Source organism: Thermobifida halotolerans (assembly GCF_003574835.2).
Taxonomy (GTDB): domain Bacteria; phylum Actinomycetota; class Actinomycetes; order Streptosporangiales; family Streptosporangiaceae; genus Thermobifida; species Thermobifida halotolerans.
On the sequence record NZ_CP063196.1, the window covers coordinates 5,124,220 to 5,148,916 of the forward strand.

Here is a 24,697-nt window from a genome sequence, read left to right on the forward strand (position 1 = left end):
CTCACGAATTCACAAATGCTCAAAAGAGGGGATTCCGGAGGGTGCGGCGGCGCCCGTCAGGCGCGGGAGCGCCGGGAGGGGAGAGGAGGAAGCGCGGACGCCGCTCCGCGCGTTCACCGCCAGCCGTAGCGTTCCCGTAGCACCGCCGCCACGCGCCAGAACGTGTCGGAGTCGACGATCGCGCCCTCGCGGCGGATCTCGTGCTCCTCCAACTCGAACAGGCGGTCCAGTCTCACGTAGGAGACCCGCCCAGCGCGGTCCCAGGCGCCCGAGCCGAGCAGCAGCCAGTCCTGCTCCTCCCAGTGGTCGGGCTCCCGGCTGGAGAGCATCAGCGCGTGCAGAGCGCTGCCCCTGCGGCCCACCACCAGCAGGGGGCGGTCCTTGCCCAGGGCGGGGTCCTCCTCGAAGGGAACCCAGGTCCACACGACCTCGCCCGCGTCAGCGAGGCCGTCGCGTTCGGGCGCATAGGCCAGGACCGTGGCGTTGCGCAGGGTCGGGACCTCGCGGATGGCTCCCTCGTGGGGGTGGGGCGGCCGTGCCCCGGAGTCGGCGGAAAGATTGTCCACGGAGACGATCTTAGGGACGTTCCGCCGGAGTGCTCCGGGACTGCGCTGCCCGGGTTCCGGGCGGGACCGCCGCACCGGCCGGTCGACGACCGCGTCCGCGGACCGGTTCAGGGCGCCGTCGAGAAGTCCAGCAGGGACAGTTGCCCCGTCCCGCGGCGTTCCAGGGCCAGCAGCCACTTCTTGCGTTCCAGGCCGCCGCCGTATCCGGTGAGGTCGCCCGAGGCGCCCACCACCCGGTGGCAGGGCACGATGATGCCGATCGGATTGCGTCCGTTGGCCAGTCCCACGGCGCGGGAGGCGGAGGGGTTGCCGATCCGCTCGGCGAGCTGGCCGTAGGAGAGCGTCTCGCCGTAGGGGATCTCCAGGAGGGCGTCCCACACCGTGCGCTGGAACGGGGTGCCCTCGGGCGCCAACGGCACGTCGAACGCGGTCCGCCGCCCCGCGAAGTACTCCGCCAGCTGGGTCTCGACCTCGGTGAACGGCGTCGGATCGGGACGGCCGAAGAACTCCTCGGCCGGTCGGTGACGCTGTTCGGCCAGGTACAGGCCGACCAGCGCGCGGTCGGCGGCCACCAGGGTCAGCGGACCGATCGGGCTGTCGGTGACGGTGTGGACGCGCTCCCGCGTCGGAATCACGGCGGTCAAGATCACTCCTCGGCGTCGGCCTGCTCGTGGGGTGGCGCTCCTCTCCAGTATCGACGCGGGAAGCGGTCCGGTCGTGCGTTCTCCGTCCGGACGGCTCCGTGCGCGGGACCGCGCCGTGTACGACGCGTCCACGCCGGGGCCGTCCGGACGGTCGCCGGAGCGGTCAGCGGTTCTCGTTGTCGGAGTTGTGGTTGGGCAGGGGCTCCTCGGAGCGCCCGTCGCGATGGCCGTTCAGGTCCTCGGGCAGGTTCCGCGACGTCGGGATCCACAGGCGCATGGCGCCGCGGCGCAGCTTCCGGGAGGCCTCGGGGCGCTGCTCGGAGTCGGACCGGCCCGCGGAGGGGGAGCGCAGCGTTCCCGCGCCCAGGGAGATGAACAGGATCAGCAGGGCCGGGATCACCAGCGCGGAGGCCAGTCCGACACGGTCGGCGGCGAAGCCGATCATGGGCGGTCCGAGGAGCGGGCCGAAGTAGCCGATCGCCGCGACCGTGGAGAGGTCGCGGCCCGACCGGGCGGGGTTGTCGTTGGCCGCCGCGTTGAACAGTTGCGGCACGATGCCGGACAGGCCCACGCCCACCAGTGCGAAGCCGATGACCACGGGGATCTGGAGGGGCAGGACCAGGGCGAGGAACAGTCCGGTCGAGGCGAGCAGGGCCCCGCTCCGTACGACGATGACCGGACCGACCAGGGCGACGAGGCGGTCTCCGACGAGGCGGCCCGCCGCCATCATGGTGGCGTAGGCGGCGTAGGTCGCCGACGCCGCCGTCTCGGAGCCGCCCACCGCCTCGCGGGTGTACAGGGCGCTCCAGTCCGTGGCGGCGCCCTCGGCGAGCATGCAGCACAGGGCGAGCAGGCCCAGCAGCATGATTCTGCCCCGGGGAAGGGAGAGGCGGCGGAGCCGCGGCGCGGTGCGTGCGCTCCGGACGGGGGGAAGCGGGTGGTCGGTCAGCCACTTGCGCACCGCCAGCGAGAGGAAGGCCAGCAGGGACGCCGCCCCGATGAAGGTCGTCGTGACCTCCAGGCCCGCCTTCACGCAGAGCGTGCCCGCGATGGCGCCCAGACCGCCACCGATCGAACAGACGGCGTGAAAAGAGACCATGATCGGACGTCCCCATTCGCGCTGCAGCCGTGCCGCCTGCAGGTTGGCGGACACGTTGAGCAGGGCGTGGCTCGATCCGAGCAGGAGCAGGGACAGCACCAACTGCTCCAGGTTGGTGGCGTAGCCGGGGGCGACGAGTGCGGCGCTGGTGGCCAGGGCGGTGGCCGGTACCACCGTCCGGCCGTCGAAGCGGTCCAGCAGGCCGCCCATCAGGCGGATGGTCAGCACCCCGCCCAGTGCCAGGGCGAGCAGGGCGATGCCCAGTTCCCCCTCGTCGACCCCTGTCTGGCGCTTCACCGCGGGGATGCGCGAGGCCCAAATCGCGATGACCGATCCGGTGACGAAGAAGTACGCGTACAGCGCGATTCTGGCTCGTCGTAGCCGACGTGGAACGGGGCGTCCGCCGCGTGGGCGGGAGGGGCCGACGGGCTGGCTCTCAGACATGCGCTCATCACCTTCTCGAAATTGCAGATTCTGGACATGGCGCACTGTTGTGGGTTCGACAGTGGGGGCCTGCGCACGGGAAGGGGCCGTGACGGCGATGAACGCGGCTCACCCGAGCCGGACGCCGCCTCCGGGGAAACGGCCGGGATCCGAGGTGGATTCACATGTGTTCTGTAAAGAACCCGGTAATTGGAGGCTACCCAGAAAGTAGCTTCGAAGAAGCCGGAACGAAGGAAAACCTGCGCTCCCAGACCCCTCCGGAGCAGGGAAGATGCCCGAGAATCCGTGCCAGCAAACGGGTTCGGAGAGACGGATTATTTCTGGTTGAAGTCTGAACTTCCCTCTGCTCAACAAGAGGTTGAGCGGCATCGGCGAGCAATTCACCCATTTGTTGGATTCGGTATTTGTGGCCGCTGTGCCGAGAATGCGAGGGACCGAACACCTCGGGGCAAGAGTCCGAAATTCCCGTCCGGGTGCGCCGGAGGCCCGGCCGGAGCGGAGGCGGTGTGCGACACGCGACAGGTCGGCCCGGAACGGGCCGGGAGGCGGAAACGCCGGACGGGACGGTCTGGACCGTCCCGTCATCAGGTCACAACATGCGATGCGCCACACCGGAGAAGCTTCCGAGTGTGGCGCCAACGGTGGCCCCAGCAGGATTCGAACCTGCGACACCCGCTTTAGGAGAGCGGTGCTCTGTCCCCTGAGCTATGAGGCCGGACCCTCTCTAGGGTAACGGAATCGACGAGTGGATGTGGCAGAGCCGTGAAGACGGGACAAGCAGGGCGAATCGTTGAGTAATCTTCGTAGCGATCGGGTTGTCACGGCTGTCAGGTGATGTCCGCCACACGTCGCTGTGGGCGGCGCCCCCCAAGCGGCAGACTCGGGGACACAGAGTCGAGGCTTATCCCCGGAACCACCCATGATCAGCAGAAACGACAGGAGTGGCGGCCTGCCCGCAAACAGGTGCCGCCCCGGTCGTACGGGCTTTCGCTTCGTCGCCATGTCCGCATGCGGTCATGGAGTATGTTGCGGTCCGGCCACGTGAACCATCAGAGCCAAGGCAGCGGAGGAGCCACGTGCCGTTCGTTCTCGATGTCGGGCGGAGTCGTTGCCGCGCGGCGAGGAACGGGACACCGTCCGTCTCGAACAGTCGGTCCCGGTCGCGAGCCGTGGTGACGGTGCTGCTCACCCTCGTTCTGACCGTGCTGGTGAACACCGGAGTGTCGCCGCTGCCCGTCCGGGCGGACGACGAACTGGAGTCCCTCAGGCAGCAGGCCGAGCAGGCCAGGGAGGAACTGGAACAGGCCACCGAGGAGTACACCGAGCGTCAGGAGGCGCTGGAGGAGGCCCAGGACGAGCTGGTCAAGACGCTGCACGAGCTGCAGCAGACCGAGGGCAAGATCGCCGACATGCGCGTCCCCCTCGTCGAGCTCGCCATCACCCTCTACAAGCAGCCCGACGTGGGCATCCTGGGGTTCTTGACCTCCGACACGATCGAGGGCGACCTCCGGGCCGAGGCGCACGTCCTGAAGCTCTCCTACGACCAGGAGGAGCTGCTGGAGGAGGCCGACGCACTGCGCGACGAGCAGATCGAGCTGACCGAGCAGGCCCAGGAGTTGCAGTCGCAGACCCAGTTGGAGCGGGTCGAACTCGAGGACGACCTGGAGGAGCTGCGCAGGCAGTCCGAGGAGAGCACCGAGGCGCTCACCCAGGAACTGGAGGACCGGGGGCTGTCCGTGGACGCCTACATGGCCGGGGTGGAGTGCGATCCCAGCGCGAGCGCGAAGGCGGCAGGCTACCCCAACGGGCTGCTGCCCACCGAGTCCCTGTGCGAACTGCACGTCGACGGCCACTACCTGCGCGCCGACGCGGCGACGGACTTCCTGAGAATGAACCAGGCCTACATCCAGGAGTTCGGCACCGACATGTGTGTGACCAGCTCCTACCGGGACCTGCAGAACCAGCACCGCGTCTACGCCCAGCAGCCGCCGGGGTACGCTGCCGTGCCCGGTACCAGCAACCACGGCCTCGGCATGGCGGTCGACCTGTGCGGCGGGGTGCAGAACCAGGGGTCAGCGCAGTTCAACTGGCTGGAGGCGCACTCCCGCGAATACGGCTGGTTCCACCCGCAGTGGGCCTACTCCAGCCCCTTCGAGCCCTGGCACTGGGAGTACGACCCCTCCTGACCGGTCCGGGCCGTTGCCGCCCGAGGCGGCCCACCCGCACGGGGTGGGCCGCCGCCGACGTCACACTCCCATCTTCTCGGGCACGATCTCGCTGGTGCAGTACGCGCACCGGATGGCCTTCCTGCTGATCTGGCTGAAGCAGGACGGGCACTCGCGGTGGGTGGCCTCCTCGTCCCTGGCGAAGCGCTCCATCACCTTGGTCATGGGCAGCACGATGAGGAAGTAGAGGATGGTGGCGGTCAGCACGAAGGAGATCAGGGCGTCGATGAACGCGCCGTACTGGAACTCGCTGTTGTTGACCGTGAAGGTCAGGTCGGCGAACTTCGGCACTCTGCCGAAGATCCCCAGCAGCGGGGTGACGAAGGCGGTGGTGAACGCGGTGACCAGCTCGGAGAAGACCGCTCCGATGACAACCGCCACGGCGAGCTGGACCAGGTTGCCCTGGAAGAGGAACTTCTTGAACCCGTTCATCCGAACGGCTCGCTTTCTGTAGGGGGATACGGGGGGACGGGTGCGCGCCGTGCGGCGGCGCGCACGGCGCTCAGCGTATCCGTCAACCGCGGATGGCGATCGACAGTCGACCGGCTCCGGCGTGACCCGCCAGGGAACGCGCCTCCTCCTCGGTGACCGCGAGCACGACCAGCGCCCCCGCCTCCCCCGCCGCCGGGTCCGCGGAGGGAACGGCGACCACCGGGCGGTCCGCCACGATCGTGCGGGCGGCGACCGCGCCGTCCCCGGCGAATCCGGCGGCCAGCGGGTCGCCGACGGCGGCGAGCACGTCGATCCGGCTGCCCGGCCGAAGCAACGCGACCGCGTCGGCGTCGGCGAGACGCACCGGAGCCGCCACCAGGTCGGCGCCGTAGCCCGCCGCCGGAGGGTCGGCCAACCGGACCTCGGTGAGGATCTCGCCCGCGCGCACCGGGGACCGCAGCGACACCCCCTCGACCCGGTGCCCGGCGGGCAGCGCCCCCTCGGGCAGCAGGGCCTCGGGGACCTCGCGCACGACCGTGTCCGCCCCGGTCAACGGGGCGAGGCCGGACAGGTCGCGGGCGGCCACCAGGACCTCGGCCGCGGGCGGCGGGGGAGGGCGCAGCACCAGCAGCGCCCCGGCCGCGGCCGTGGCCGCGGACAGGGCGCCCAGAAGCCGCCGCCAGCGATGCCAGCGGAACCGGAGCGGACGCCGGGAGGAGTCGGATGTGGCGTTCATGGACACCGAAGGTAGACGGGCCGAGGCAGCGTGGATCAAGGCTGTCCACAGGGAATCCCGCCGCTCGCCCGGGACCCGGATCGGTCGGCCCGCGGAGGACGGACCCGCGCGGCGTCTCGCGGGGTGCGCGGACCGATGATCCCGGCACCAGGGGACTGCTTTCCGCGCTTCCCGACCCCTGGTGTCGATCCCGACGCCCGCGCCCCCACCGACGGAAAGGTCCGAGGACATCCCGCACCACCAGGACCGGGAAAGGAACACGGCACGCGAAAGCCCCCGCACCCCTGAGGGCTGGCGGTGGAGTGGCCGGCGCGCGAAGCGCCTGAGCCGTCCACGCCCCCGCCCTCCGCACTGCGAAGGCGATCCCACACCACAGGGAGAAAGGACACCGACCACCGTCGGAAGAGACGCAGCCCTCGCACACCCGACCCGCCCCGGTGGTATCGCCTCGACCAGGCCGGTGCCAAGACTTCACCGGGTTCTCGGTGACACGGAGCACCCCCTGGAAGGGGAGTGCCCCGCCTGGGAGGCTCGGGTATGTCGTCGATGTTTGGGGGATTGCGATGGACATGCCAGTGGTGAACTCGTGCGAGGCGGAAGCCTGCGTGTACAACACCGACCGCGCCTGCCGCGCGCTGGCCATCACCGTGGGCGACGTCCGCCATGCCTACTGCGACACCTTCTTCGACGCCCCGGCCAAGGGCGGCGATCCCGCCACCACGGGCCACGTCGGCGCCTGCAAGATGTCCGACTGCCAGCACAACGTCCAGTTCGAATGCCAGGCTTCGGGCATCGCCGTCGGCTACCGGCAGGAGCAGGCGGACTGCCTCACCTACTCGCCCGCCTGAACGGCGGTTCCATGCCGGCCCCGTACTTCCGGGCGGCGGCCGCGCTGCCGGGCGCGCCGGGGCGGCGTACCGGCGAAGGCCGCGAGCAGCGCCACGGGTCCGCACGTCCGAACCGGTGGTCATCCCCGTCGACGGACAGTCCGCGGGTGCTCGTCGCAGGCCCGGTGCGGTGGAGGCGGCGCGGACCCCGCCGCGCACACCGTGAGGGCCGTCCCCCGCGGACGGGGAACGACCCTCACGGGCAGGTTCGGGGTGCGCCAGGGCGCGGATCTCAGGCGGCGGAGGGGGCCTTCGTGCCGCCGGAGTCGCCGGACGAGGAGGACTCGGAGGACGAGGACTCGGCCTTGGCGGGCTTGTCGCTCTTGGAGGAGCCCGTCAGCGCGGAGCTGTTGGAGCTGGACGTGCTGTCGGTGCGGTAGAAGCCCGACCCCTTGAAGACGATGCCGACAGCGGAGTACACCTTGCGCAGCTTGCCCTGGCACTCGGGGCAGGTGGTCAGCGGGTCGTCGCTGAAGCTCTGCACGACCTCGAGATCGGCGCCGCACTCGGTGCAAGCGTACTGGTACGTAGGCACGGGTCCTCCTAGCTGGCACTCTCACCCGACGACTGCTAAATAGTACGCCGTCGGGCCACATGATCGCGACAACGGGGTGGTGACGCCGTCTCGACCGGGAACTACTCGCCGGGAGCAACGCGGCGGTGTCCACCGTTCGTGCCCCGTGTCGGAGGTGAGATCCGACACGCTGGAGTTCGGCTTCCGGCGCTCCTAGCGGTTCCCCAACCACACCACCCCGCGCCCGGGAGTCACCGCCCCCCGGACCGGGCGGTCGTGCTCCTCGGTGGGCACCGACTCCACCAGTTCGGTGTCGTAGACCACGGCCAGCGACACCGCCCCCTCGCCCGCCCGGGCCAGCGCCCGGTCGTAGCAGCCCGCCCCCCGACCGAGCCGGTACCCCGCGGCGTCCACCGCCAGGGCCGGGCAGACCAGCGCCGAGACCCCGCGCACCGCGTCCACCCCGAGACGCGGACCGGTCGGCTCCACCAGGCCGTGCCCGGCGGGAGCCAGCGAGTCGGGACCGGTGTAGGGCGCCCAGTCCAACTCCCCGCCGTCCAGGAACACCGGCAGCAGCACGGTGCCGCCGCGCTCGGACAGGGCCGCCACCAGCGGGCGGGTGTCCGGCTCCGAGCCCACCGCGTAGTAGACCGCCACAGTGCGGCCCGAGGACACCTCCGGCAGCGCCAGCACGGCGTCCCGGATCGCCGCCCCGGCCGCCGCGCGCGCCCGTCCGGACAGTTCACGTCGCGCCGCGAGCACCCGCCGCCGCAGCTCACGCTTGCTCAACACGCCGTCCATGGTCGGCAAGTCTGCCAGCGGCGCCGGAGGGAATGAACGCGAGGTGACGCGGCCACGAAATCACAGCGGGGAAAACGCCGGTGCCCATCCGTGATACGTGTCTGACATGACGGTGTCTTATGGTGCGGATCATGGCAGATGAACAGCACACCGTAACCCAGGTCACCAAAGCGGTGATCCCCGTCGCCGGACTGGGCACCCGATTCCTGCCCGCCACCAAGTCCACACCCAAGGAGATGCTGCCGATCGTCGACAAACCGGCGATCCAGTACGTCGTCGAGGAGGCCGTCTCCGCGGGACTCGGCGACGTCCTGATGATCACCGGACGCAACAAGCGCTCCATCGAGGACCACTTCGACCGGGCCTACGAACTGGAGGAGGCGCTGCGCGTCAAGGACGACATCGACCGGCTCAACGCGGTCCGCGAGTCCAGCGAACTCGCCCAGGTGCACTACGTGCGCCAGGGCGAGCCGCGCGGACTGGGCCACGCGGTGCTGTGCGGCGCCGCGCACGTGGGCGACGAACCGTTCGCGGTGCTGCTCGGCGACGACCTCATCGGCGCCCGCGAGACCCTCCTCAAGCGGATGATCGAGGTCCGCCAGACCTACGGGGGCAGCGTCATCGCGCTCATGGAGGTCGCCCCCGAACAGGCCTCGCTGTACGGGTGCGCCGCGATCCGGCCCACCGACGAGTCCGACGTGGTGACCGTCACCGACCTCGTGGAGAAGCCCCCGGTCGGCCAGGCGCCGAGCCGCTGGGCGATCATCGGCCGCTACATCTGCGACCCGGCGGTCTTCGACGTACTGCGCAAGACGCCTCCGGGCCGCGGCGGAGAGATCCAGTTGACCGACGCGCTGCGCGAACTCGCCCGGAGCGGCCCAGAGCAGGGCGGCCCCGTCCACGGCGTGCTGTTCCGCGGCCAGCGCTACGACACCGGCAACAAGATCGACTACCTTCGCACCGTGGTGGAATTCGCTTGCGACCGCCCGGACCTGGCCGAGGAGTTCCTTCCATGGCTGCGTGACTTCCTCGCGGAGCACGGGACCGACTCCACCGAGTAGGCCGAACGAACGAACACGGCGGGGGAAGCCGATGAAGAGCGTCGAACAGCACGTCAACGACATCCTGGCGGTGGTCACCCCACCCGAGCCGATCGAACTGGACCTGCTCCGGGCGCACGGAGCGGTCCTCGCCGAGCCGGTCACGGCACAGGTCGCGCTTCCCCCGTTCGACAACTCCGCCATGGACGGCTACGCGGTCCGCGCCGCCGACGTGGCCGCGGCCACCGCGGAGGCTCCGGTGTCGTTGCCGGTCGTGGCGGACATCCCCGCGGGGGACTCCTTCACCTCGGCCATCCCCGAGGGCTGCTGCGTGCGCATCATGACCGGTGCGCCGATGCCGGTGGGCGCGGACGCGGTGGTTCCCGTGGAGTGGACCGACGGCGGCGTGGCCACCGTGGCGATCCACCGCGCGGCCGAGGCGGGCAACGCGGTCCGCCTGGCGGGCGGAGACGTGGAGAAGGGCGCCGAACTGCTGCCGCCCGGAGTCCGGATCGGACCCGCGGAACTCGCGGCGCTCGCCTCGGCCGGCCGCCGCTCGGCGCGGGTCTACCCGCGTCCCCGGGTTGTCGTCCTCGCCACCGGTGAGGAGCTGGTGGAGCCGGGGCGCCCCCTCGGGCCCGGCCAGATCTGGGACTCCAACAGCTTCATGCTCACCGCCGCCGCGATCGAGGCGGGCTGTGAGGCCTACCGGTACGGCTTCGTCGGCGACGACCCGGCCACCGTGGCCGCCACCCTCCAGGACGCGCTGGTGCAGGCCGACATCGTCATCACCAGCGGAGGCGTCAGCATGGGCGCCTACGACGTGGTCAAGGACGTGCTCCTGCGCATGGGGACGGTCCGCTTCGAGAAGGTGGCCGTGCAACCGGGCATGCCGCAGGGCTACGGCACCGTGGGCAGGGACCGCGGCGTGCCCATCATCACGCTCCCCGGCAACCCGGTCAGCGCCTACGTCTCCTTCCACCTGTTCGTGCTGCCCGCCCTGCGCAAGATGAGCGGTCTGCCCCAGGAGCAGCTACCGTCGGTGCGGGCCCGGCTGCTGGCCCCGGTGCCCTCCTCCCCCAGGGGCAGGCGCTCCTACCTGCGCGCGGTACTGGACTACGACGCCTCCGAGGGGGAGATCGCCTACACGGCGCTGCCCGCCACCCGGCAGGGCTCGCACCAGTTGTCCGCGCTCGCGGCGACGAACGCGCTCGTGGTGGTCCCCGAACAGGTCACCGAACTGCCCGCGGGCAGTGTTGTCGAGGCGGTCCGGCTCCCCTACCGGTAAGCTCCCGCTCGTATCCCGAACCAGGAGAGCCCACAACCACTCATGTCCAACGCGCACCCTTCCGGTTTTCCGCATCTCGACCCCTCCGGCGCGGCCCGCATGGTCGACGTGTCCGCCAAGGAGGCCACCGCCCGCTCCGCCGTCGCGACCGGCCGGGTCCTGCTGTCGGCCGAGACGGTCGCGGCCCTGCGCGGAGGCGGGGTGCCCAAGGGCGACGCGCTCGCCGTGGCCCGTATCGCCGGGATCCAGGGCGCCAAGCGGACCCCCGACCTCGTCCCGCTGTGCCACCCCATCGCGGTGCACGGTGTCGACGTCGACCTGACGGTGACCGACAGCGGGGTCGACATCAGGGCCGCCGTGCGCACCGCGGACCGCACCGGCGTCGAGATGGAGGCGCTGACCTGCGTGATGACGGCCGCACTGGGGCTCATCGACATGGTCAAGGCCCTCGACCCGGAGGCGGTCGTCACCGACGTCCGGGTGGAGGAGAAGACCGGAGGCAAGACCGGCCACTGGCGGCGCTCCGCATGAGCGGCGCGACCGTCCCCCGGGTGGTGGTCGTCACCGCGTCGGACCGGGCTGCGGCCGGGGTGTACGAGGACCGGTCGGGGCGGCTGCTCGCCGACCTGGTCGCCGAGACGGGCTGCACGGTCGACGGGCCGTGGGTGGTGCCCGACGGCGAGCCCGTCGCCGAGGCGCTGCGCCGCGCGCTGTCCGAGGGCTACGACGCGGCGCTGACCACCGGTGGCACCGGGCTGGGACCGCACGACGCCACCCCCGAGGCCACCCGGCCGCTGCTGGAGTACGAGATTCCCGGACTCGCCGAGGCGCTGCGCGCGGCGGGCCGCGACAGGGGAGTGCCCGCCGCGGTGCTCTCCCGGGGACTGGCCGGGGTGGCCCGTGCCGGGGACCACCGCATGCTCGTGGTCAACCTGCCCGGATCCTCCGGCGGGGTACGCGACGGCATGGCGGTGCTCGCTCCCGTCCTGGTCCACGCCGTCGACCAGATCCGGGGCGGCGACCACCCCCGCCCGTGACCACCGGAACGGGAACTTTTCCGGGATCGTCTTCCCGATCGGCGGGTGAAGGAGAATGATGGGTCGTGGAGGGCGACACGAGGACGGTGAGACGGATGCGTGGTTGGCCGGTGTCCCTGGCCGAGGGGGATGTCGGGCTGCGTCCGCTCAGGCTGCGTGACGCCGCCGCACTGCGCGAGACCCGTGCCCGCAACGCCGAGTGGCTGCGTCCCTGGGAGCCCACCCACCCCGAGACGCCGCTGCAGCAGGACGGACTGCTGCCCTACCTGGTCATGGTGCAGTCGATCCGCAGGGAGGCCCGCCACGGCGTCGCGATGCCGTGGGCGATCACCTGGGCGGACCGGTTCGTCGGTCAGCTCACGGTCGGCGCGATCACCTGGGGGGCGGCGCGTTCGGCGCAGGTCGGCTACTGGATCGACAGCGCCTACGCCGGACACGGGATCATGCCCACGGCCGTCGCGTTGGCGGTCGACCACTCCTTCTTCACCGTGGGCCTGCACCGGATCGAGGCCAGTATCCGCCCGGAGAACCACAAGAGCCGCCGCGTGGTCGAGAAGCTCGGGTTCCGTGAGGAGGGGCTGCGCGAACGGCAGTTGCACATCGACGGCGCGTGGCGGGACCACCTCTGCTACGCCCTCACCGTCGAGGACGTCCCCGAGGGGCTGCTCGCGCGGTGGCGGCGGACCCGGATGCGCCAGAGTGAGGCGGGGAAGGCGCGGGGAGCGGTGCGGAGCCGGTTCGAGCACCCCTGAAACGGCGCGGGGACCTCTTCCGGGACGATCCGGATCCGGAACGCGCGCCACGGCTTCGGTCGAGTTCCGGGCATGGGGAGCGCCAGTTTGCTACTCTCCGTATCTGTTGGGCGGCTTTCTGTCCGGTCCGTCTTGACCAGTGCCTTCTCCGGGAAAACGGGGGCCGGAGATAAAGGACAAGAATAGATCTCACGACACTCCGGTTCCAATACCGCGCATTCCTGGACACCGGGTCGTACGGTGCGAATGGGCGCATCAGTGATGCGGACAGTGTGTACATATGGTGCGTGGGGACGGCAGGATGACGAGTGGCAGGGTGACTCCAGGGCTCACCGTGCCCTGGCCTGCGGGTCTCCCCTCCGCGGAATGAGCGCGCCCGTGAGGTCGGCACCGGAGCACACGCGAGAGGGACGCCGGACGACGTTCATGGACCGGCGATGCGAGGAGGGGCGTTGAGCAGCTCTCCTCTGTATCTGGCGATCGTGGCCGTGTGGATTCTTGTCCTCGTGCCGATGCTGCTGCGCCGCGACGCCGCCGACCCCGCCGCTGACGGACTCCGCCGCGACCCGGTCGAGGACGGCGAGGCCGGGGACGGGCCCGACGGAGAATCCGAGGCCGCCGAGGCGACCGGGGAGGTGCCCGAGGACGACGCGGTGGCGGAGACGGACGTGGAGCACTCCTCGCACCGGTCGGTCACGCACACCACACGGTCCGAGCCGCCCCCCGTGGTCACCCGGCCGGTCCGCGCCAGCCGGGCCAGGATCATCGCGCGTCGCCGTCGCCGCACCAGCGGGCTGGTGCTGCTGCTGCTCGCCACCGGGGTGGCCGTGGCCGTGGACCTGGGGCCGTGGTGGGTGCTCGTTCCGCCCGCTGTGCTGATGGCGGGGCATCTGGCGCTGCTGCGCGAGGCGGCCAGGGCCGACGCGGAGCGGCGCGCCGCCGAACTGGCCAGGCGGCGCCGCCGCGAGAGGACGCGCGCCCGCCGCGCCGCGGACGCCGCACGCCAGGCCGAGATCGTCGAGATCACCGACCGGCGCAACCAGGTCTACGACCAGTACACCGACGCCCAGCGCCGTGCCGCGGGCGACTGAGGGGACGCCGCTCCGGCGCCCCCGGGGTCCGGCGGAGCCTCGTGTCCCGGTGGACCCCGATCCGTTCGAAACAGCGCTGCGAAGCTGGTAACCTCTTAGACGTCGTCTCGCGGCGACAGGCAAGGGGCTATAGCGCAGTCCGGTAGCGCACCTCGTTCGCATCGAGGGGGTCAGGGGTTCAAATCCCCTTAGCTCCACATCAGAAGGCCCGTCCCATCCGCTGGGGCGGGCCTTCGCCGTACACGCGCGCCGATTCTCTTTCCGGTGGGACTTCGGGGCGCCGAGGCCGGTCCAACCGCGTCCACAAAGATCATCACCGGTTTATCGCACCGCGGCCGAGGACGGGAAACAGAACCGAATTCCGACCGCGGGCCGACGGCAAATCGGTGATCCCCGACAGCGCCGCCCGAGGTGAATAGCCGCCCGCCGACCGGAGCGGCCCGCGCCGGTCGAGCCCACCGGAACTCCGCTTTTCCCGGCTTGTACCGGGGACCGCGCAACTCATTGGGCCCAATGGGCGAGAGCCGTACCGGTGGCCGGAGCGTCCCGCACCACTTCGGTCCCGCAGGCGCCGTCCGGCAACGCACATGCCCCGGACGCCAGGAGGACCGCGGCGCTCCCACCACCACCGAAAGGCGCCCCGCCGGAGTCCCGCGGGTTCCGGCGGGCGGGAGAACTCCGGCTTTCACCGTGCTTCGGGAGCAGAAGCCCAGCTCCCGAATAGTGACTATCAGCGCGAAGAATCTCATTGCGGCTGAACCGTGAAAATTGGGCTCTTCTGGGTATTGTGCACTTCCCGCCCTATAGGCCATCTTGTGACACGGGGATGGACATGAGTGACAACCGAAGGGTGCATTGTGATCAAGAAGATCTGCGTAGTGGCCGCCTTGACCACCGCGGCCATATTCGGCTCGGCCGGTGCGGCGTCGGCTGACGCACCGGGTACCGAGTTCAGAGGCTGGACCTGGTGGTTGGGGACCGGGACCACCGAAATCGCCGACGAAATCGCCGACGCCGTCGTGGCGGAGAGCGACGACGACGGCGGGTTCACCATCCTCGGCTGGACCTGGTGGTAAAGACCACGACCCCGACGCACTCGTGACTCCGGCGCCCGGTTCCGCGCTCCGCGGGCCGGGCGTCCGTCCGTCCCGCAGCCCGGGTGTGTCCACTCCAACGGCGATGACCGAACCACCGAAACGGAGGACCGTAACCGCCGCCGGTGCTTCGGATGGTTCCGTGGCCGCGGCCACCACACGGCCACAGCCTGCCCGAACCGACGGCAGCCACGCCTCCGCCCGCCGTGGGGGATTGACGGACACGGCCGCCGGTCATGCTTCTGGACGACCTCGCGGCGCGCGAGGACACCACACAGCCGGGCTCGGCCCCCGGCCGGTTGCTGTCCCGCCCGGCGCGGCCACGAACGGGAGGGAGCGACGTGACAGACCGGTCGGAGCAGCACGACGAGGGCGGATACTACTTCGTCGACGACACGTCGGAGAACGTCGCCGACCCGTCGACCGAGGCGGCCTCCGCGGAACCGGAGCCGCCCGCCGCGGAACCGGAACGCAGCTTCCGACGCACGACTCCGGCACAGCTCAAGAGCATCCGCCCGGAACGGCCCAAGGGGTACTGGGGGCTGGTCTCCGGAACCGGGCTGTACGTGGTGGCCTCGGCGGGAAGCGCCGCCTACCTCCCGGTCGGCGTGCGTCTCACCGGGCACGCCGTGTTCTGGCTGGCCCTCGGGGCCGCGCTGCTGGCGACCGTCCACCGGGAACGGACACACGGATGGGAGCCCGGGCCCCGGTGGCCGTGGGCCGCCGCGCTCGTCTGCGGCACCCTCGCCGTCGAGGTGCTCGTCGCGGCGGTGAGCCCGCTGTGGATCATCATCGGTTCGGCGGTGGTGCTGTCCGTGGTCGTGCTGATCCTGCTGATGCTGGGATGACAGCGCGGCGGACGGGAGACCCGCCCCGCACGGGCCGCGACCGCCCCGGCCGTCAGGTGGCCTCGTCGTCGAAGGGCGGACGCCGGCCGTTCAACCGCGCCGACACGCTCAGCGGAGCCGCGTCCTCCTCGTCCGAGGCCTCCCAGAAGTGCTTCTGCACGAACCGTTTGGGGTTGAGGTCCTCGACGTCGAAGTCCCTGTACTCGGGCCCCAGTCCCTCGCGGATGTCCTTCTTGGCGTTGTCGGCCAGACGGCGCAGTTGCCGCAGCGCCCGACCGGCCTGCGCCGCGAACTTGGGAAGCTGGTCGGGCCCCAGGACCAGGAGCGCGAGAATCCCCAGGACGAGGAACTCGCCCGCCCCGATATTGAACATGCGCCTTCCTCCACAGAGCCCACACGATCCGGCCTCCTAGCAGATTAACCCTTCCCGGAGGGCCCACCCGCCAGCACCCGACCGTTCCCGCCACGTCCCGGTGACCCCGCTCGGCTCCCCGGTCCCAGCACCAGCCTGGCCGTCAGCAGCACCACCGCGCCCAGCAGCCAGCCGCCCAGCGACTCGCTGAGCCAGTGGTAGTCCAGGACGGTCATCATCGTGCCTACCGCGGCCACGGGAACAAGCGAGAAACCCAGGGCGAACCGCAGCCGTCGGGGGTGGGGAAACAGCCCGCTGCCGCCGAAGAGCAGCCACGCCGCCAGCGGATAGGTGAGCGCGGCGTTCGCCGAGTGCCCCGAGGGAAAGGAGACGTATCCCTCGTACGACCCCGCACCGGAGAGGAGCGCGGCGCCCGCCCAGTCCACCACGTTGCCCCACCCCGGTGCGACGACGTCCACCCCGAGCACCGGGGGAGTGCGGCCGACCGCCACCTTCAGCAGGGTGCCCATGACCGCCAGCGATCCCAGGCCGGTCAGCACCGCCAGGATCGGCCGAGGACCGTTCCCGCGCAGCACCGCCCACAGGCCCAGGCCGACCAGCAGCGGAACCGTCACCAGGCGCTGCCCCAACCGCGCCACGGCCACCGCCAGCGCCAGTAGCGGCCCCTCCGGCTGGCGCGGGTCGACCAACGCGTGGACCGGCCAGTCCAGCGCGGTCAGCGGCCCCTGCACCAGCACCTGCCAGGTCACCACCGCCAGCGCCGCCACCGCCGCGGCCAGCCAGCCCACCAGGGACAGCGGCCGGGCAGGGGACCCGTCCGGGGAAGCGGTCCGGTGCGACGTCACTGCCCGTCCTTTCCACGGATCGACTCGGCGGAGTTCAGCCTAGATCCCGTACCCCCGGACAGGGGGCAACCGGACTCCCCGTCCGGGCACCGCCGCCCTCCCGGCGGACGGAACGGGACGTACCGGAGGCCTCGGGCGCTTCACGCTGCCCCCGCACCGACACGTTAGGGTGACCCGGAAAACACACGGGACGAACGGGGGAACAGGTGGCGGGCTGGGGGCTGCGGGAACAGGTGGCCGGGCTCGTCGACTCCCGGTGGTTCCAGAACACCGTCATCGCGATGATCGTGGTCAACGGGATCATCCTGGGACTGGAGACCTACGAGGCCCGCTTCGAGTTGCTGGACCACAACTGGATGCTGGTGGAGGGCTGCTTCCTCGCCTTCTTCGCCACCGAACTGGCACTCAAGATCCTCGCGCGCGGAGCCGCGTTCTTCAGGGACGCCTGGAACTGGTTCGACCTGGTCGTGGTGGGAATCGCCCTGGTCCCCCTGACGGGAAGCTTCGCGGTCCTGCGGCTGGTGCGGGTGCTGCGCCTGCTCCGCCTGGTCAGCGTCATCCCCAGCCTGCGGCACATCGTCAACGCGCTGTTCCGCTCCGTTCCCGGCCTGGGCACCGTCATCGCGCTGCTGTTCGCCGTCATGTACACCGCGGCGGTCATGGGCGAGCAGCTGTTCGGGGAGATCTCCCCCGGCTACTTCGGCAACCTGGGAGTCAGCCTCTACACCCTGTTCATGCTGCTGACCACGGAGAACTGGCCGGACATCTCCGACTCGGTGATCGACCAGGCCCCCTACGCCTGGATCTTCTTCGTCAGCTACATCGTGATCAGCGCCTTCATCGTGCTCAACCTGATCATCGGTGTGATCGTGACCACGATGGAGGAGGAGGTCAACGCCCACCGCTGGGAGGAGGACCAGGAGTTGGAACTGGCGCAGCACCGAACGGTCATGCTGCGCCTGGACCAGTTGAGCGAACAGGTCGCCATCCTCTCCGCGCAGTTGAGAACGCTCGGCGTGGCCGTCGAGGAGGCGAGCGTCCAGCAGGACGGACACGAACGCGTGCAGAACACGAAGCGGCCCCCCGCCGGAAGGAGGCGGAGGGCCAGAAGAAGAAACAGGCGACGCTGAACGCTTAGAGCGCCCGAACGTCAGACGCCTGGGGGCCCTTGGGGCCCTGGGTGATCTCGAACTCGACAGCCTGGTTCTCTTCCAGGTTCCGGAAGCCAGTACCCGCGATCGCCGAGTAGTGCACGAACACGTCCGGGCCGCCGCCGTCAACGGCGATGAACCCGAAACCCTTCTCAGAGTTGAACCACTTCACGGTGCCCTGAGCCATCTGCTCTCCCTTGGGGACTACAGCGGGACCGCACTCTGCTGGTCCCGGGTTGCTGAGCGCCCGTCCCCGGGAGTCACCACCCAACCGACCAGCGCCCACGTGAGTTCCGCGAGGCGCCTGGGGCATCCATGGAAACTACAACCGCAACCGGGTTCGACCCTACCAGCAGCAAACCGGAAATGCAGAGACTCCAACGCCGTGATTTCCGGAGAAAAGTCCGCATTTGTCCGAGTGGCGTTCCTAACATTTGCCGCCACCGAATTCTGTGCTAGGGCCTGTTCGGCGGAGCCGTCCGGACCAGCGAGCGGCCGTCCGCGGCGCCCCCCGACGGCCGAGGACCCGGAACGACCCGCCGGACAGGCCCCGAAGCGGTCAGTCGCCCCCGCCGCTGCCGTAGATCCAGGTGGAGAACCACATCCGGTCCGCCCACTCCTGGTGCGGGATCACCTCGGCGCTCAACACCGGGTACAGGTAGGTGAAGTTCGCGATGGCCAGCAGCATGAGAACCCCGTAGACCACCCCGCCGACCACCCGGGACCACGGCGAGAACCCGGGACGGTCCCCGGCCGGCCCCAGCAGCAGCCCCATCATCAGCACGATGGCCAGCACCAGGAAGGGCAGCATCGGCAGCGCGTAGAACAGGAACATCGTGCGCTCCGGGAAGGCGAACCACGGAAGCCAGCCCGCGGCCACGCCCAGCAGCGCCGCACCGGCCCGCCAGTCCCGGTACGTCACCCACCATCCCAGCATCACCACACAGGCCACGATGGACAGCCACCACACGGCCGGGGTGCCGATGCTCAGAATCGCACTGGAGCACGACGCCGCCCCGCACCCGGTCACGTCGCCGTCGTAGTAGAACGCCACCGGAGTGCGCATGATCAGCCACTCCCACGGCTGGGAGGCGTAGTCGTGACCGGCGTTCAGGTCACTGTGGAAGCTCCAGATCCGCCAGTGGTAGTACCCCAGACTGATCAGCGCGTTCGCCGCCTCACGCAGCGGGTCCGGCAGGAAACCGGTGTAGGAGCCGACCTGGGGGGTCTGGTTCGCCCACTGCCGACCCCAGCCGCCGTCGGTGAGCAGCCAGCCGGTCCACGTCGTCAGGTAGACGACCACGGCCACCCCCACGGTCTGGAAGAACGCGGGGATCGCGTCGAAGGACAGCCAGCGCCCCCACACCCGCCGCTGCCCCACACTGCGCCGGGCCCCGTAGTCCCACGCCACCGTGAGCAGACCGAACGCCGCGAGATAGAACAGCGCCGTCCACTTCGTGCCGCACGCCAGTCCCAGGCACACTCCCGCGGCGATCCGCCACCAGCGCACCCCCAGCCAGCGGACCGCGACCCCCTCCGGGGAACGCGCCCGTTCCAGACGCGCCGCCGCGGCAGCGGCCCACCGCTGCCGCAGCCCCGGCCGGGGCTGCGGTCCCGCCTGCTCCGCCGTCTCCACCGCCGCGGCGGGCACGGGTGCGGGCGCCAGCGCCCGCGCCGCGTCGGAGACCAGCGTCCACCAGAACACCGCGAACGCGCTGACGGTGCCGCGCCCCGCCTCGGTGGCCGAGGCCAGCCGGGCCCGGGCGCGGTCCCGGTCGATGACCAGGCAGCCGAACCCCGCCAGGATCCAGAAGGTCAGGAAGATGTCCACCATGGCGATCCGGCTCAGGGTGAAATGCAGCCCGTCCACCGCCATGATGACCCCGGCGGACGCCCCCAGCAGCACCGAACGGGTCATCCGCAGCGCGATGCGCACCAGCAGCAGCACCGACAGCGCGCCGAACAGCGCCGCCGCGATCCGCCACCCCGTCGGGGTCATGCTCTCCCCGAACGACAGCAGACCCCACAGGGTGTCGCCCAGGGCGATCAGCCACTTGCCGAACGGCGGGTGCACCACGAAGTCGCCGCCGCCGCTGAAGATCTCGGACGCGCCGTGGTTCAGCAACTCGTCGGCGTTGTCCACGGTCTCGTGCTCGTAGCCGTACTCGCGCAGCGCGAAGGCGTCCTTGGCGTAGTACGTCTCGTCGAAGTAGATCTGGTCCGGCTCCCCGAGCCGGATGAACCGCAGCGCTCCGGCGAACGCGGCGACCAGCAGCGCGGCGACCCATCCCGCCCACGCGGGGGCGGGCATCTCCGGTACCAGTCGCTCGCGCAGCGACGGCCGCTTCGAGGGAGGGGGCGGAACCTCGTCCAGTAGGGCTGTGGTGCTCATGCGCTTGGTTGGCGAGTACGTCCCCGGGACGCGCGACGCGTCCGGGAAAGACGCCGACTCCTTTCCGTTGACCCGCTGACGGGACGGTCCCCGCCGGTCCACCGGATCGTGCCCGTTCGACCGGACGCGACCGGGACAACGCCTGGTGGACGTAGCCGCACATCATTCGGTCACGTCGGATCGCGCAGTGTCTCGACGGAGTGCCGGAACGTCACGGTGGGAGGGCCGGGCGTCCCGTCACCGGTCGAAGCGACAGCGCGGTCCCGGCCATACTAGAGCGAAAAGAGGGGCGGACAGCAGGGGCGGGGAACCCCTCGAACCATCCTCTTACCCATCACCCAACGGAACGGCGGGGACGGAGAGCCAGTGGCCGACCAACCCAACGACGTGCGGCCGGGAACGCTGACCCTGGCCGGGCTGCCGATCGGACACCGCGACGACACCACACCACGGCTGCGCGCGGCCCTGGAGAACGCCGAGATCATCGCGGCCGAGGACACCCGGCGGCTGCGCCAGTTCGCCGCCAGGCTGGGCGTACGGCCCGGCGGTGAGACCGGAGCCAGGATCGTCTCCTACTACGACGCCAACGAACGCGACCGGGCCGAGGAGCTGCTCACCGACCTCAGGGGCGGCCGCGACGTGCTCGTCGTCACCGACGCGGGCATGCCCGGCGTCTCCGACCCCGGATACCGCCTGGTCACCGCGTGCGTGGCGGCCGACGTGCCGATCACCGTCATCCCCGGCCCCTCGGCGGTCACCACCGCCCTGGTGCTGTCGGGCCTGCCCACCGACCGCTTCTGCTTCGAGGGCTTCCCGCCCCGCAAAGGGCTGGCCACCTACCTCGCCGACCTCGCCGACGAACGCCGCACCATGGTCTTCTTCGAGTCCCCGCACCGGGTGGCCGCCACCCTCGCCGCCATGGCCCGCGCGTTCGGCCCCGACCGGCCCGCCGCGCTCTGCCGCGAACTCACCAAGACCTACGAGGAGGTCCGCCGCGGCGGACTCGCCGAACTCGCCGAATGGGCGGCGGAACACGCCCGCGGCGAGATCACCCTGGTCGTGCGGGGCGCGCAGAGAACGGCCGGCGCGCGCGCACCGGAGGACCTCGCCGCGGCGGTGGCCGCCTACGAGGAGGAGGGGAGTCCCCGCAAGCAGGCCATCCAACAGGTGGCCAGGGAACGCGGCCTCCCCAAACGCGAGGTCTACGACGCGGTGCACCGCACCCCCGGCGACTGACCCGCGCCGTCCCGGAACGGCGACGGGGGCGCGGTCCGCCACGGATCGCGCCCCCGCCGGGAGTCGGCGCCTCCCGACTACACCACCGCGCCGTCGGTCTTCTCGCGGGCGACCCGCAGCTCCTTGCGCTGCTTGGTCTTGCGCTCCTTGACCACGTGCGGCGGCGGCGTCCTGTCGAACCGCTGCAACCAGATCGCCAGCGGCACCGCCACGAAGACCGTGGAGAACATGCCGGAGACCAGGCCCACCAGCATCGCGATCGAGAAGTCGGTGAGCGAGGACCCGCCGAACACCGCCAGAGCGGCCAGGATGAACAGGCCGCCCATACCGGAGTTCACCGTGCGGGGCAGCGTGTGCAGGATCGCCGTGTTCGCGATCGAGCGGAACGACCCCTTCGGGTTGTGCGCCCACTCGTCACGCACCCGGTCGAACACCACCACCGAGTCGTTCACCGAGAAACCGATGATGCTCAGCACCGCGGCGAGGAACACGCCGTCGATCGGCTTGCCCAGCCACGCGAACAGGCCCACCACCAGCACGATGTCGAAGGCCAGCGCCGCCATCGTGGACACGCCGAAGGACCAGCGGAACCGCCACGCCAGATACGCCATCTGCAGCACCAGCGCCGCGATCAACGCGATCAGCGCCTTGTTGCGAAGCTCGTCGCCCATGCTCGGGCCGATCTTCTCGTCACTGATCCGCTGGACCGTGCCGCCCTCCTCGGCGAGCGCCTCCTCGATCTGGGCGGCCTCGCCGTCGGAGATCTGCCCGGTGCGCACCGAGATGTCGCCGTCCTCGACCTCCTGGACCACCGCCTCGGGGTAGCCCGCGTCCGCGACGATCTCCCGCGCCTGGTCGGCGCTGAGCGACTCGGTGACGGAGAAGTTCATCGACCGGCCGCCGGTGAACTCCACACCGAAGTTCGGCGAACGCACGAACAGGCCGAGGATCGCCACCAGCGCGACGGCCGCGGTGACACCCAGCCACAGCGAGCTGCGCTTCATCAGGTCCGGGTTGGTCGCCACCAGCCACCTGCGGATCATGCTGGTCCGGGCGATACCGCTGCTGGCGGGGAACTTCCGCACGATCAGCGGGACGACCGCCACCGACACCGCCAGCACACCCAGCGCGCCCGACACGAGCAGCAGCGGGTTGTCCAGGCTCAGGCCGTCGGACAGCACCGCCACCAGCGCCACGGCCAGCGCCGCCACACCGACGAGCCACAGCCGACGCGCCGGGGTGGACCGGGAGACCGCCCACTCCATCAGCACGCGGGCGATGAGCAGCGCCGAGATCATCGACGCGATCGTGCCCAGCCCCAGCGTCACGCCGAAGCCCTGGACGGTGCCCGACGCGAAGAAGAACAGCAGGACCGCCGCGATGAGCGTGGTGACGTTGGTGTCCAGAACGGCGCTCCACGCCTTCTGCGAACCGGTCGTGAACGCCTTGAGCAGGTTCGGCGGGATCGCGCGCCGCCGACGCCGGGTCAGCACCCCGGCCGCGGCCTCGTCCTGCTCCTTCTCGGTGGCGTCCGCCATGCCCGCCGACTTGTTGGCCTGGTAGACCTTGTCCTGCCGCTGGTACTCCTCACGCGCCCGCTCGAAGATCAGCACGTTGGCGTCGATCGCCATGCCGATGGCCAGCACGAAACCGGCCAGACCGGGCAGGGTGAGCGTCGCCCCCAGCGCCACCAGCGCCGCGTAGGCGATGACGGTGTAGCACAGCAGCGCGATGGAGGCGAGGAAGCCCGCGAAGCGGTAGGTGACGCTGATGTAGACGGCGGTCAGCGCGACACCGATGAGACCGGCGATGAAGCTGGCCCGGATGGCCTCGGCGCCCAGGGTCGGGCCGACCGTCTGGCGCTGCACCTCCTCGACCGGCAGCGGCAGCGAACCGCCCTCGATCAGCAGGGCCAGTTCGTTGGCGGTCTCGCTGTCGAAGCCACCGGTGATGGAGGTGCGTCCGCCGGACATGCCCACGTCGCAGGCGACGTCGGTCGCGTCGACCTCGGGCGAGGAGATGATCTCGTTGTCCAGCACGATCGCGATGCGCCGCTTCGGGTCGCCCGACGGGTTGCAGGCGGCGTCGCCGGTCAGCTCCTGCCAGGCGTCGCGGCCGTCGCCCCTGAACTCGACGTTGACCATCCACTCGGTCTGCAGTTCGTTGAGCGCGGCCTCGGCGCTGGCGACCTGCTCGCCGGTGAGCGCGGCCTCACCGAGCTGCAGCATGGCGCCGGACTCGTCGGCGAGCGTCAGCGCGACGTCCTCGGGGTTGGCGGGCTGGGCGGACGGCTGCTCGGGAGCCTGCTCGGCGCCCTCACCCTCGGCGGGGGCCTCCTCGGCGCCCTCGTCCTCGGCGGGGGCCTCTTCGGTGCCGTCGGCGGGGGCGTTGGCCTCGTCGGCGGGCGCGTTGCCGAAGTCGCCGAACATCCCGCCCGTGCCGGCGTCCTGCTGCATCCCCAGCACCGGGTGGATGGTCAACTGGGCGGTCTGGCCGAGCACCTCGGCGGCCTCGGTGGGGTCCTGGACACCGGGAAGCTCGACGATGATCCGGTTCTCCCCGGAACGGGACAGCGTCGCCTCGCTGACACCGAGGGAGTCGATCCGGTTGCGCAGCACCTCGACGACCCGGTCGGTGTTCTCGGCGGTGGCCTCGGTCCCGTCGTCGGCGTCCCGGGTCTCCAGGATGATCTGGGTGCCGCCGCTGAGGTCGAGCCCCAGCGTCGGCTTCATGAACCAGCCGGCGGCGAACGCGCCGGCCATGATGAGCAGGGATATGAGCGCACGCAGCCAGCGCGCTCCGGACCCTGGTGAACTGGTCAAGACGGACTACCTCTCACGACTCTGAAGGGGAAAGAAAGGGGGAGTGCGGCGGCACGGGGGGAACCGCGCGCCGTCGGGGGTGCTCACACGAGCGTCGTGAGTGGCGGAGCCCGAACCGGGGGCAGGCCGACGAGCGCGCCGGAGACGGGGACGGGAGCGGACGCCGACGGGGACACCCGCCACGCGCTTCCCGGAACCGGGACCGACACCGGGGACGGCGCGTACCCGTCGGGCAGGTCGCGCGGGGAGGCGGCCTGCTTCCCGTGCCACTTGGCCAGCGCCAGGGAGACGGCGGTGGAGTCGTTGGCGGGTTTGACCACCGCGTGCGGCCACGGCTTCGCGACGGCGACCGCGGTGGCGGGCACGGACCCGCTCCCCGT

At 70.8% G+C, this 24,697-nt stretch carries 25 protein-coding genes and 2 tRNA genes; 13 read left to right on the forward strand and 14 right to left on the reverse strand.

What is annotated here, in order from left to right:
• Nucleotides 1-113: 113 nt before the first annotated feature.
• The 4 genes from NI17_RS22635 to NI17_RS22650 all read right to left on the reverse strand — a co-directional run bounded on the left by NI17_RS22635 (nucleotide 114) and on the right by NI17_RS22650 (nucleotide 3,468).
• Nucleotides 114-566 (reverse strand): type II toxin-antitoxin system PemK/MazF family toxin, encoded by a 453-nt coding sequence (locus tag NI17_RS22635; RefSeq protein ID WP_068687403.1) that lies wholly within the window; start codon nucleotides 564-566, stop codon nucleotides 114-116.
• 107 nt (nucleotides 567-673) lie between these two features.
• Entirely contained in the window at nucleotides 674-1,210 is a 537-nt protein-coding gene (locus tag NI17_RS22640; protein WP_068687404.1) for a methylated-DNA--[protein]-cysteine S-methyltransferase, read from the reverse strand.
• Nucleotides 1,211-1,373: 163 nt separating this feature from the next.
• Nucleotides 1,374-2,753 (reverse strand): MFS transporter, encoded by a 1,380-nt coding sequence (locus NI17_RS22645; protein ID WP_119268186.1) that lies wholly within the window; start codon nucleotides 2,751-2,753, stop codon nucleotides 1,374-1,376.
• 642 nt (nucleotides 2,754-3,395) lie between these two features.
• Nucleotides 3,396-3,468, reverse strand: a tRNA-Arg gene (locus NI17_RS22650).
• Nucleotides 3,469-3,829: 361 nt separating this feature from the next.
• Here NI17_RS22650 and NI17_RS22655 point away from each other — a divergent pair.
• A complete protein-coding gene (locus NI17_RS22655; RefSeq protein WP_084012305.1) occupies nucleotides 3,830-4,939 on the forward strand; it encodes a D-alanyl-D-alanine carboxypeptidase family protein in 1,110 nt (369 codons plus the stop codon).
• A 60-nt stretch (nucleotides 4,940-4,999) separates the two neighbouring features.
• On the opposite strand, the gene NI17_RS22660 is transcribed toward NI17_RS22655, so the two are convergent.
• Entirely contained in the window at nucleotides 5,000-5,410 is a 411-nt protein-coding gene (locus NI17_RS22660) for an MscL family protein (RefSeq protein WP_068687405.1), read from the reverse strand.
• Between the two features lie 82 nt (nucleotides 5,411-5,492).
• Nucleotides 5,493-6,146: an RcpC/CpaB family pilus assembly protein gene (locus NI17_RS22665; RefSeq protein ID WP_068687406.1), complete on the reverse strand. Its 654-nt coding sequence runs from the start codon at nucleotides 6,144-6,146 to the stop codon at nucleotides 5,493-5,495.
• A 563-nt stretch (nucleotides 6,147-6,709) separates the two neighbouring features.
• Between NI17_RS22665 and NI17_RS22670 the strand changes: the two genes are divergently transcribed.
• A complete protein-coding gene (locus NI17_RS22670) occupies nucleotides 6,710-6,994 on the forward strand; it encodes a DUF1540 domain-containing protein (RefSeq protein WP_068687407.1) in 285 nt (94 codons plus the stop codon).
• A 271-nt stretch (nucleotides 6,995-7,265) separates the two neighbouring features.
• On the opposite strand, the gene NI17_RS22675 is transcribed toward NI17_RS22670, so the two are convergent.
• Nucleotides 7,266-7,568: an FmdB family zinc ribbon protein gene (locus NI17_RS22675; protein ID WP_068687408.1), complete on the reverse strand. Its 303-nt coding sequence runs from the start codon at nucleotides 7,566-7,568 to the stop codon at nucleotides 7,266-7,268.
• 192 nt (nucleotides 7,569-7,760) lie between these two features.
• A complete protein-coding gene (locus NI17_RS22680; RefSeq protein WP_068687409.1) occupies nucleotides 7,761-8,348 on the reverse strand; it encodes a 5-formyltetrahydrofolate cyclo-ligase in 588 nt (195 codons plus the stop codon).
• A gap of 131 nt (nucleotides 8,349-8,479) precedes the next feature.
• Between NI17_RS22680 and galU the strand changes: the two genes are divergently transcribed.
• The 9 genes from galU to NI17_RS22725 all read left to right on the forward strand — a co-directional run bounded on the left by galU (nucleotide 8,480) and on the right by NI17_RS22725 (nucleotide 15,498).
• Entirely contained in the window at nucleotides 8,480-9,409 is a 930-nt protein-coding gene (gene galU / locus NI17_RS22685) for a UTP--glucose-1-phosphate uridylyltransferase GalU (RefSeq protein WP_068687900.1), read from the forward strand.
• A gap of 31 nt (nucleotides 9,410-9,440) precedes the next feature.
• Nucleotides 9,441-10,676, forward strand: a complete 1,236-nt coding sequence (gene glp / locus NI17_RS22690) for a molybdotransferase-like divisome protein Glp (protein WP_068687410.1) — start codon at nucleotides 9,441-9,443, stop codon at nucleotides 10,674-10,676.
• Nucleotides 10,677-10,718: 42 nt separating this feature from the next.
• Entirely contained in the window at nucleotides 10,719-11,207 is a 489-nt protein-coding gene (gene moaC / locus NI17_RS22695) for a cyclic pyranopterin monophosphate synthase MoaC (RefSeq protein ID WP_068687411.1), read from the forward strand.
• Nucleotides 11,204-11,713 (forward strand): MogA/MoaB family molybdenum cofactor biosynthesis protein, encoded by a 510-nt coding sequence (locus tag NI17_RS22700; protein ID WP_068687412.1) that lies wholly within the window; start codon nucleotides 11,204-11,206, stop codon nucleotides 11,711-11,713. The genes moaC and NI17_RS22700 overlap by 4 nt, the downstream gene beginning before the upstream one ends.
• A gap of 86 nt (nucleotides 11,714-11,799) precedes the next feature.
• A complete protein-coding gene (locus NI17_RS22705; RefSeq protein ID WP_199859907.1) occupies nucleotides 11,800-12,465 on the forward strand; it encodes a GNAT family N-acetyltransferase in 666 nt (221 codons plus the stop codon).
• 452 nt (nucleotides 12,466-12,917) lie between these two features.
• Complete coding sequence (gene sepX, locus NI17_RS22710) at nucleotides 12,918-13,556, forward strand: divisome protein SepX/GlpR (protein WP_119267959.1); 639 nt, start codon at nucleotides 12,918-12,920, stop codon at nucleotides 13,554-13,556.
• A gap of 123 nt (nucleotides 13,557-13,679) precedes the next feature.
• Nucleotides 13,680-13,753: transfer RNA gene (locus tag NI17_RS22715), tRNA-Ala, on the forward strand.
• A 660-nt stretch (nucleotides 13,754-14,413) separates the two neighbouring features.
• A complete protein-coding gene (locus NI17_RS22720; RefSeq protein WP_068687413.1) occupies nucleotides 14,414-14,632 on the forward strand; it encodes a hypothetical protein in 219 nt (72 codons plus the stop codon).
• Nucleotides 14,633-14,991: 359 nt separating this feature from the next.
• On the forward strand, nucleotides 14,992-15,498 hold the full coding sequence (locus tag NI17_RS22725; RefSeq protein ID WP_068687902.1) for a transcriptional regulator: 507 nt from the start codon (nucleotides 14,992-14,994) through the stop codon (nucleotides 15,496-15,498).
• Between the two features lie 52 nt (nucleotides 15,499-15,550).
• On the opposite strand, the gene NI17_RS22730 is transcribed toward NI17_RS22725, so the two are convergent.
• Both NI17_RS22730 and NI17_RS22735 read right to left on the reverse strand, forming a co-directional pair.
• On the reverse strand, nucleotides 15,551-15,871 hold the full coding sequence (locus NI17_RS22730; RefSeq protein WP_068687414.1) for a sec-independent translocase: 321 nt from the start codon (nucleotides 15,869-15,871) through the stop codon (nucleotides 15,551-15,553).
• A gap of 44 nt (nucleotides 15,872-15,915) precedes the next feature.
• Nucleotides 15,916-16,716, reverse strand: coding sequence for a phosphatase PAP2 family protein (locus NI17_RS22735; RefSeq protein ID WP_068687415.1), 801 nt, complete (start codon nucleotides 16,714-16,716; stop codon nucleotides 15,916-15,918).
• Nucleotides 16,717-16,997: 281 nt separating this feature from the next.
• Between NI17_RS22735 and NI17_RS22740 the strand changes: the two genes are divergently transcribed.
• Entirely contained in the window at nucleotides 16,998-17,846 is an 849-nt protein-coding gene (locus tag NI17_RS22740) for an ion transporter (protein WP_369975118.1), read from the forward strand.
• A gap of 4 nt (nucleotides 17,847-17,850) precedes the next feature.
• Here NI17_RS22740 and NI17_RS22745 read toward each other — a convergent pair whose 3' ends face one another.
• Both NI17_RS22745 and NI17_RS22750 read right to left on the reverse strand, forming a co-directional pair.
• Complete coding sequence (locus NI17_RS22745; protein WP_068687417.1) at nucleotides 17,851-18,054, reverse strand: cold-shock protein; 204 nt, start codon at nucleotides 18,052-18,054, stop codon at nucleotides 17,851-17,853.
• Between the two features lie 372 nt (nucleotides 18,055-18,426).
• Nucleotides 18,427-20,259 (reverse strand): dolichyl-phosphate-mannose--protein mannosyltransferase, encoded by a 1,833-nt coding sequence (locus tag NI17_RS22750; RefSeq protein WP_068687418.1) that lies wholly within the window; start codon nucleotides 20,257-20,259, stop codon nucleotides 18,427-18,429.
• A 366-nt stretch (nucleotides 20,260-20,625) separates the two neighbouring features.
• Here NI17_RS22750 and rsmI point away from each other — a divergent pair, with 366 nt between their 5' ends.
• Entirely contained in the window at nucleotides 20,626-21,495 is an 870-nt protein-coding gene (rsmI, locus tag NI17_RS22755; RefSeq protein ID WP_068687419.1) for a 16S rRNA (cytidine(1402)-2'-O)-methyltransferase, read from the forward strand.
• Nucleotides 21,496-21,572: 77 nt separating this feature from the next.
• Here the strand turns inward: rsmI and secD are convergent, their stop codons facing one another.
• Nucleotides 21,573-24,317: a protein translocase subunit SecD gene (gene secD, locus NI17_RS22760; protein WP_084012306.1), complete on the reverse strand. Its 2,745-nt coding sequence runs from the start codon at nucleotides 24,315-24,317 to the stop codon at nucleotides 21,573-21,575.
• A gap of 83 nt (nucleotides 24,318-24,400) precedes the next feature.
• The gene (locus NI17_RS22765; protein ID WP_234401525.1) at nucleotides 24,401-24,682 is read right to left on the reverse strand and encodes a hypothetical protein; all 282 of its coding nucleotides are present in this window, start codon (nucleotides 24,680-24,682) and stop codon (nucleotides 24,401-24,403) included.
• Nucleotides 24,683-24,697 lie beyond the last annotated feature (15 nt).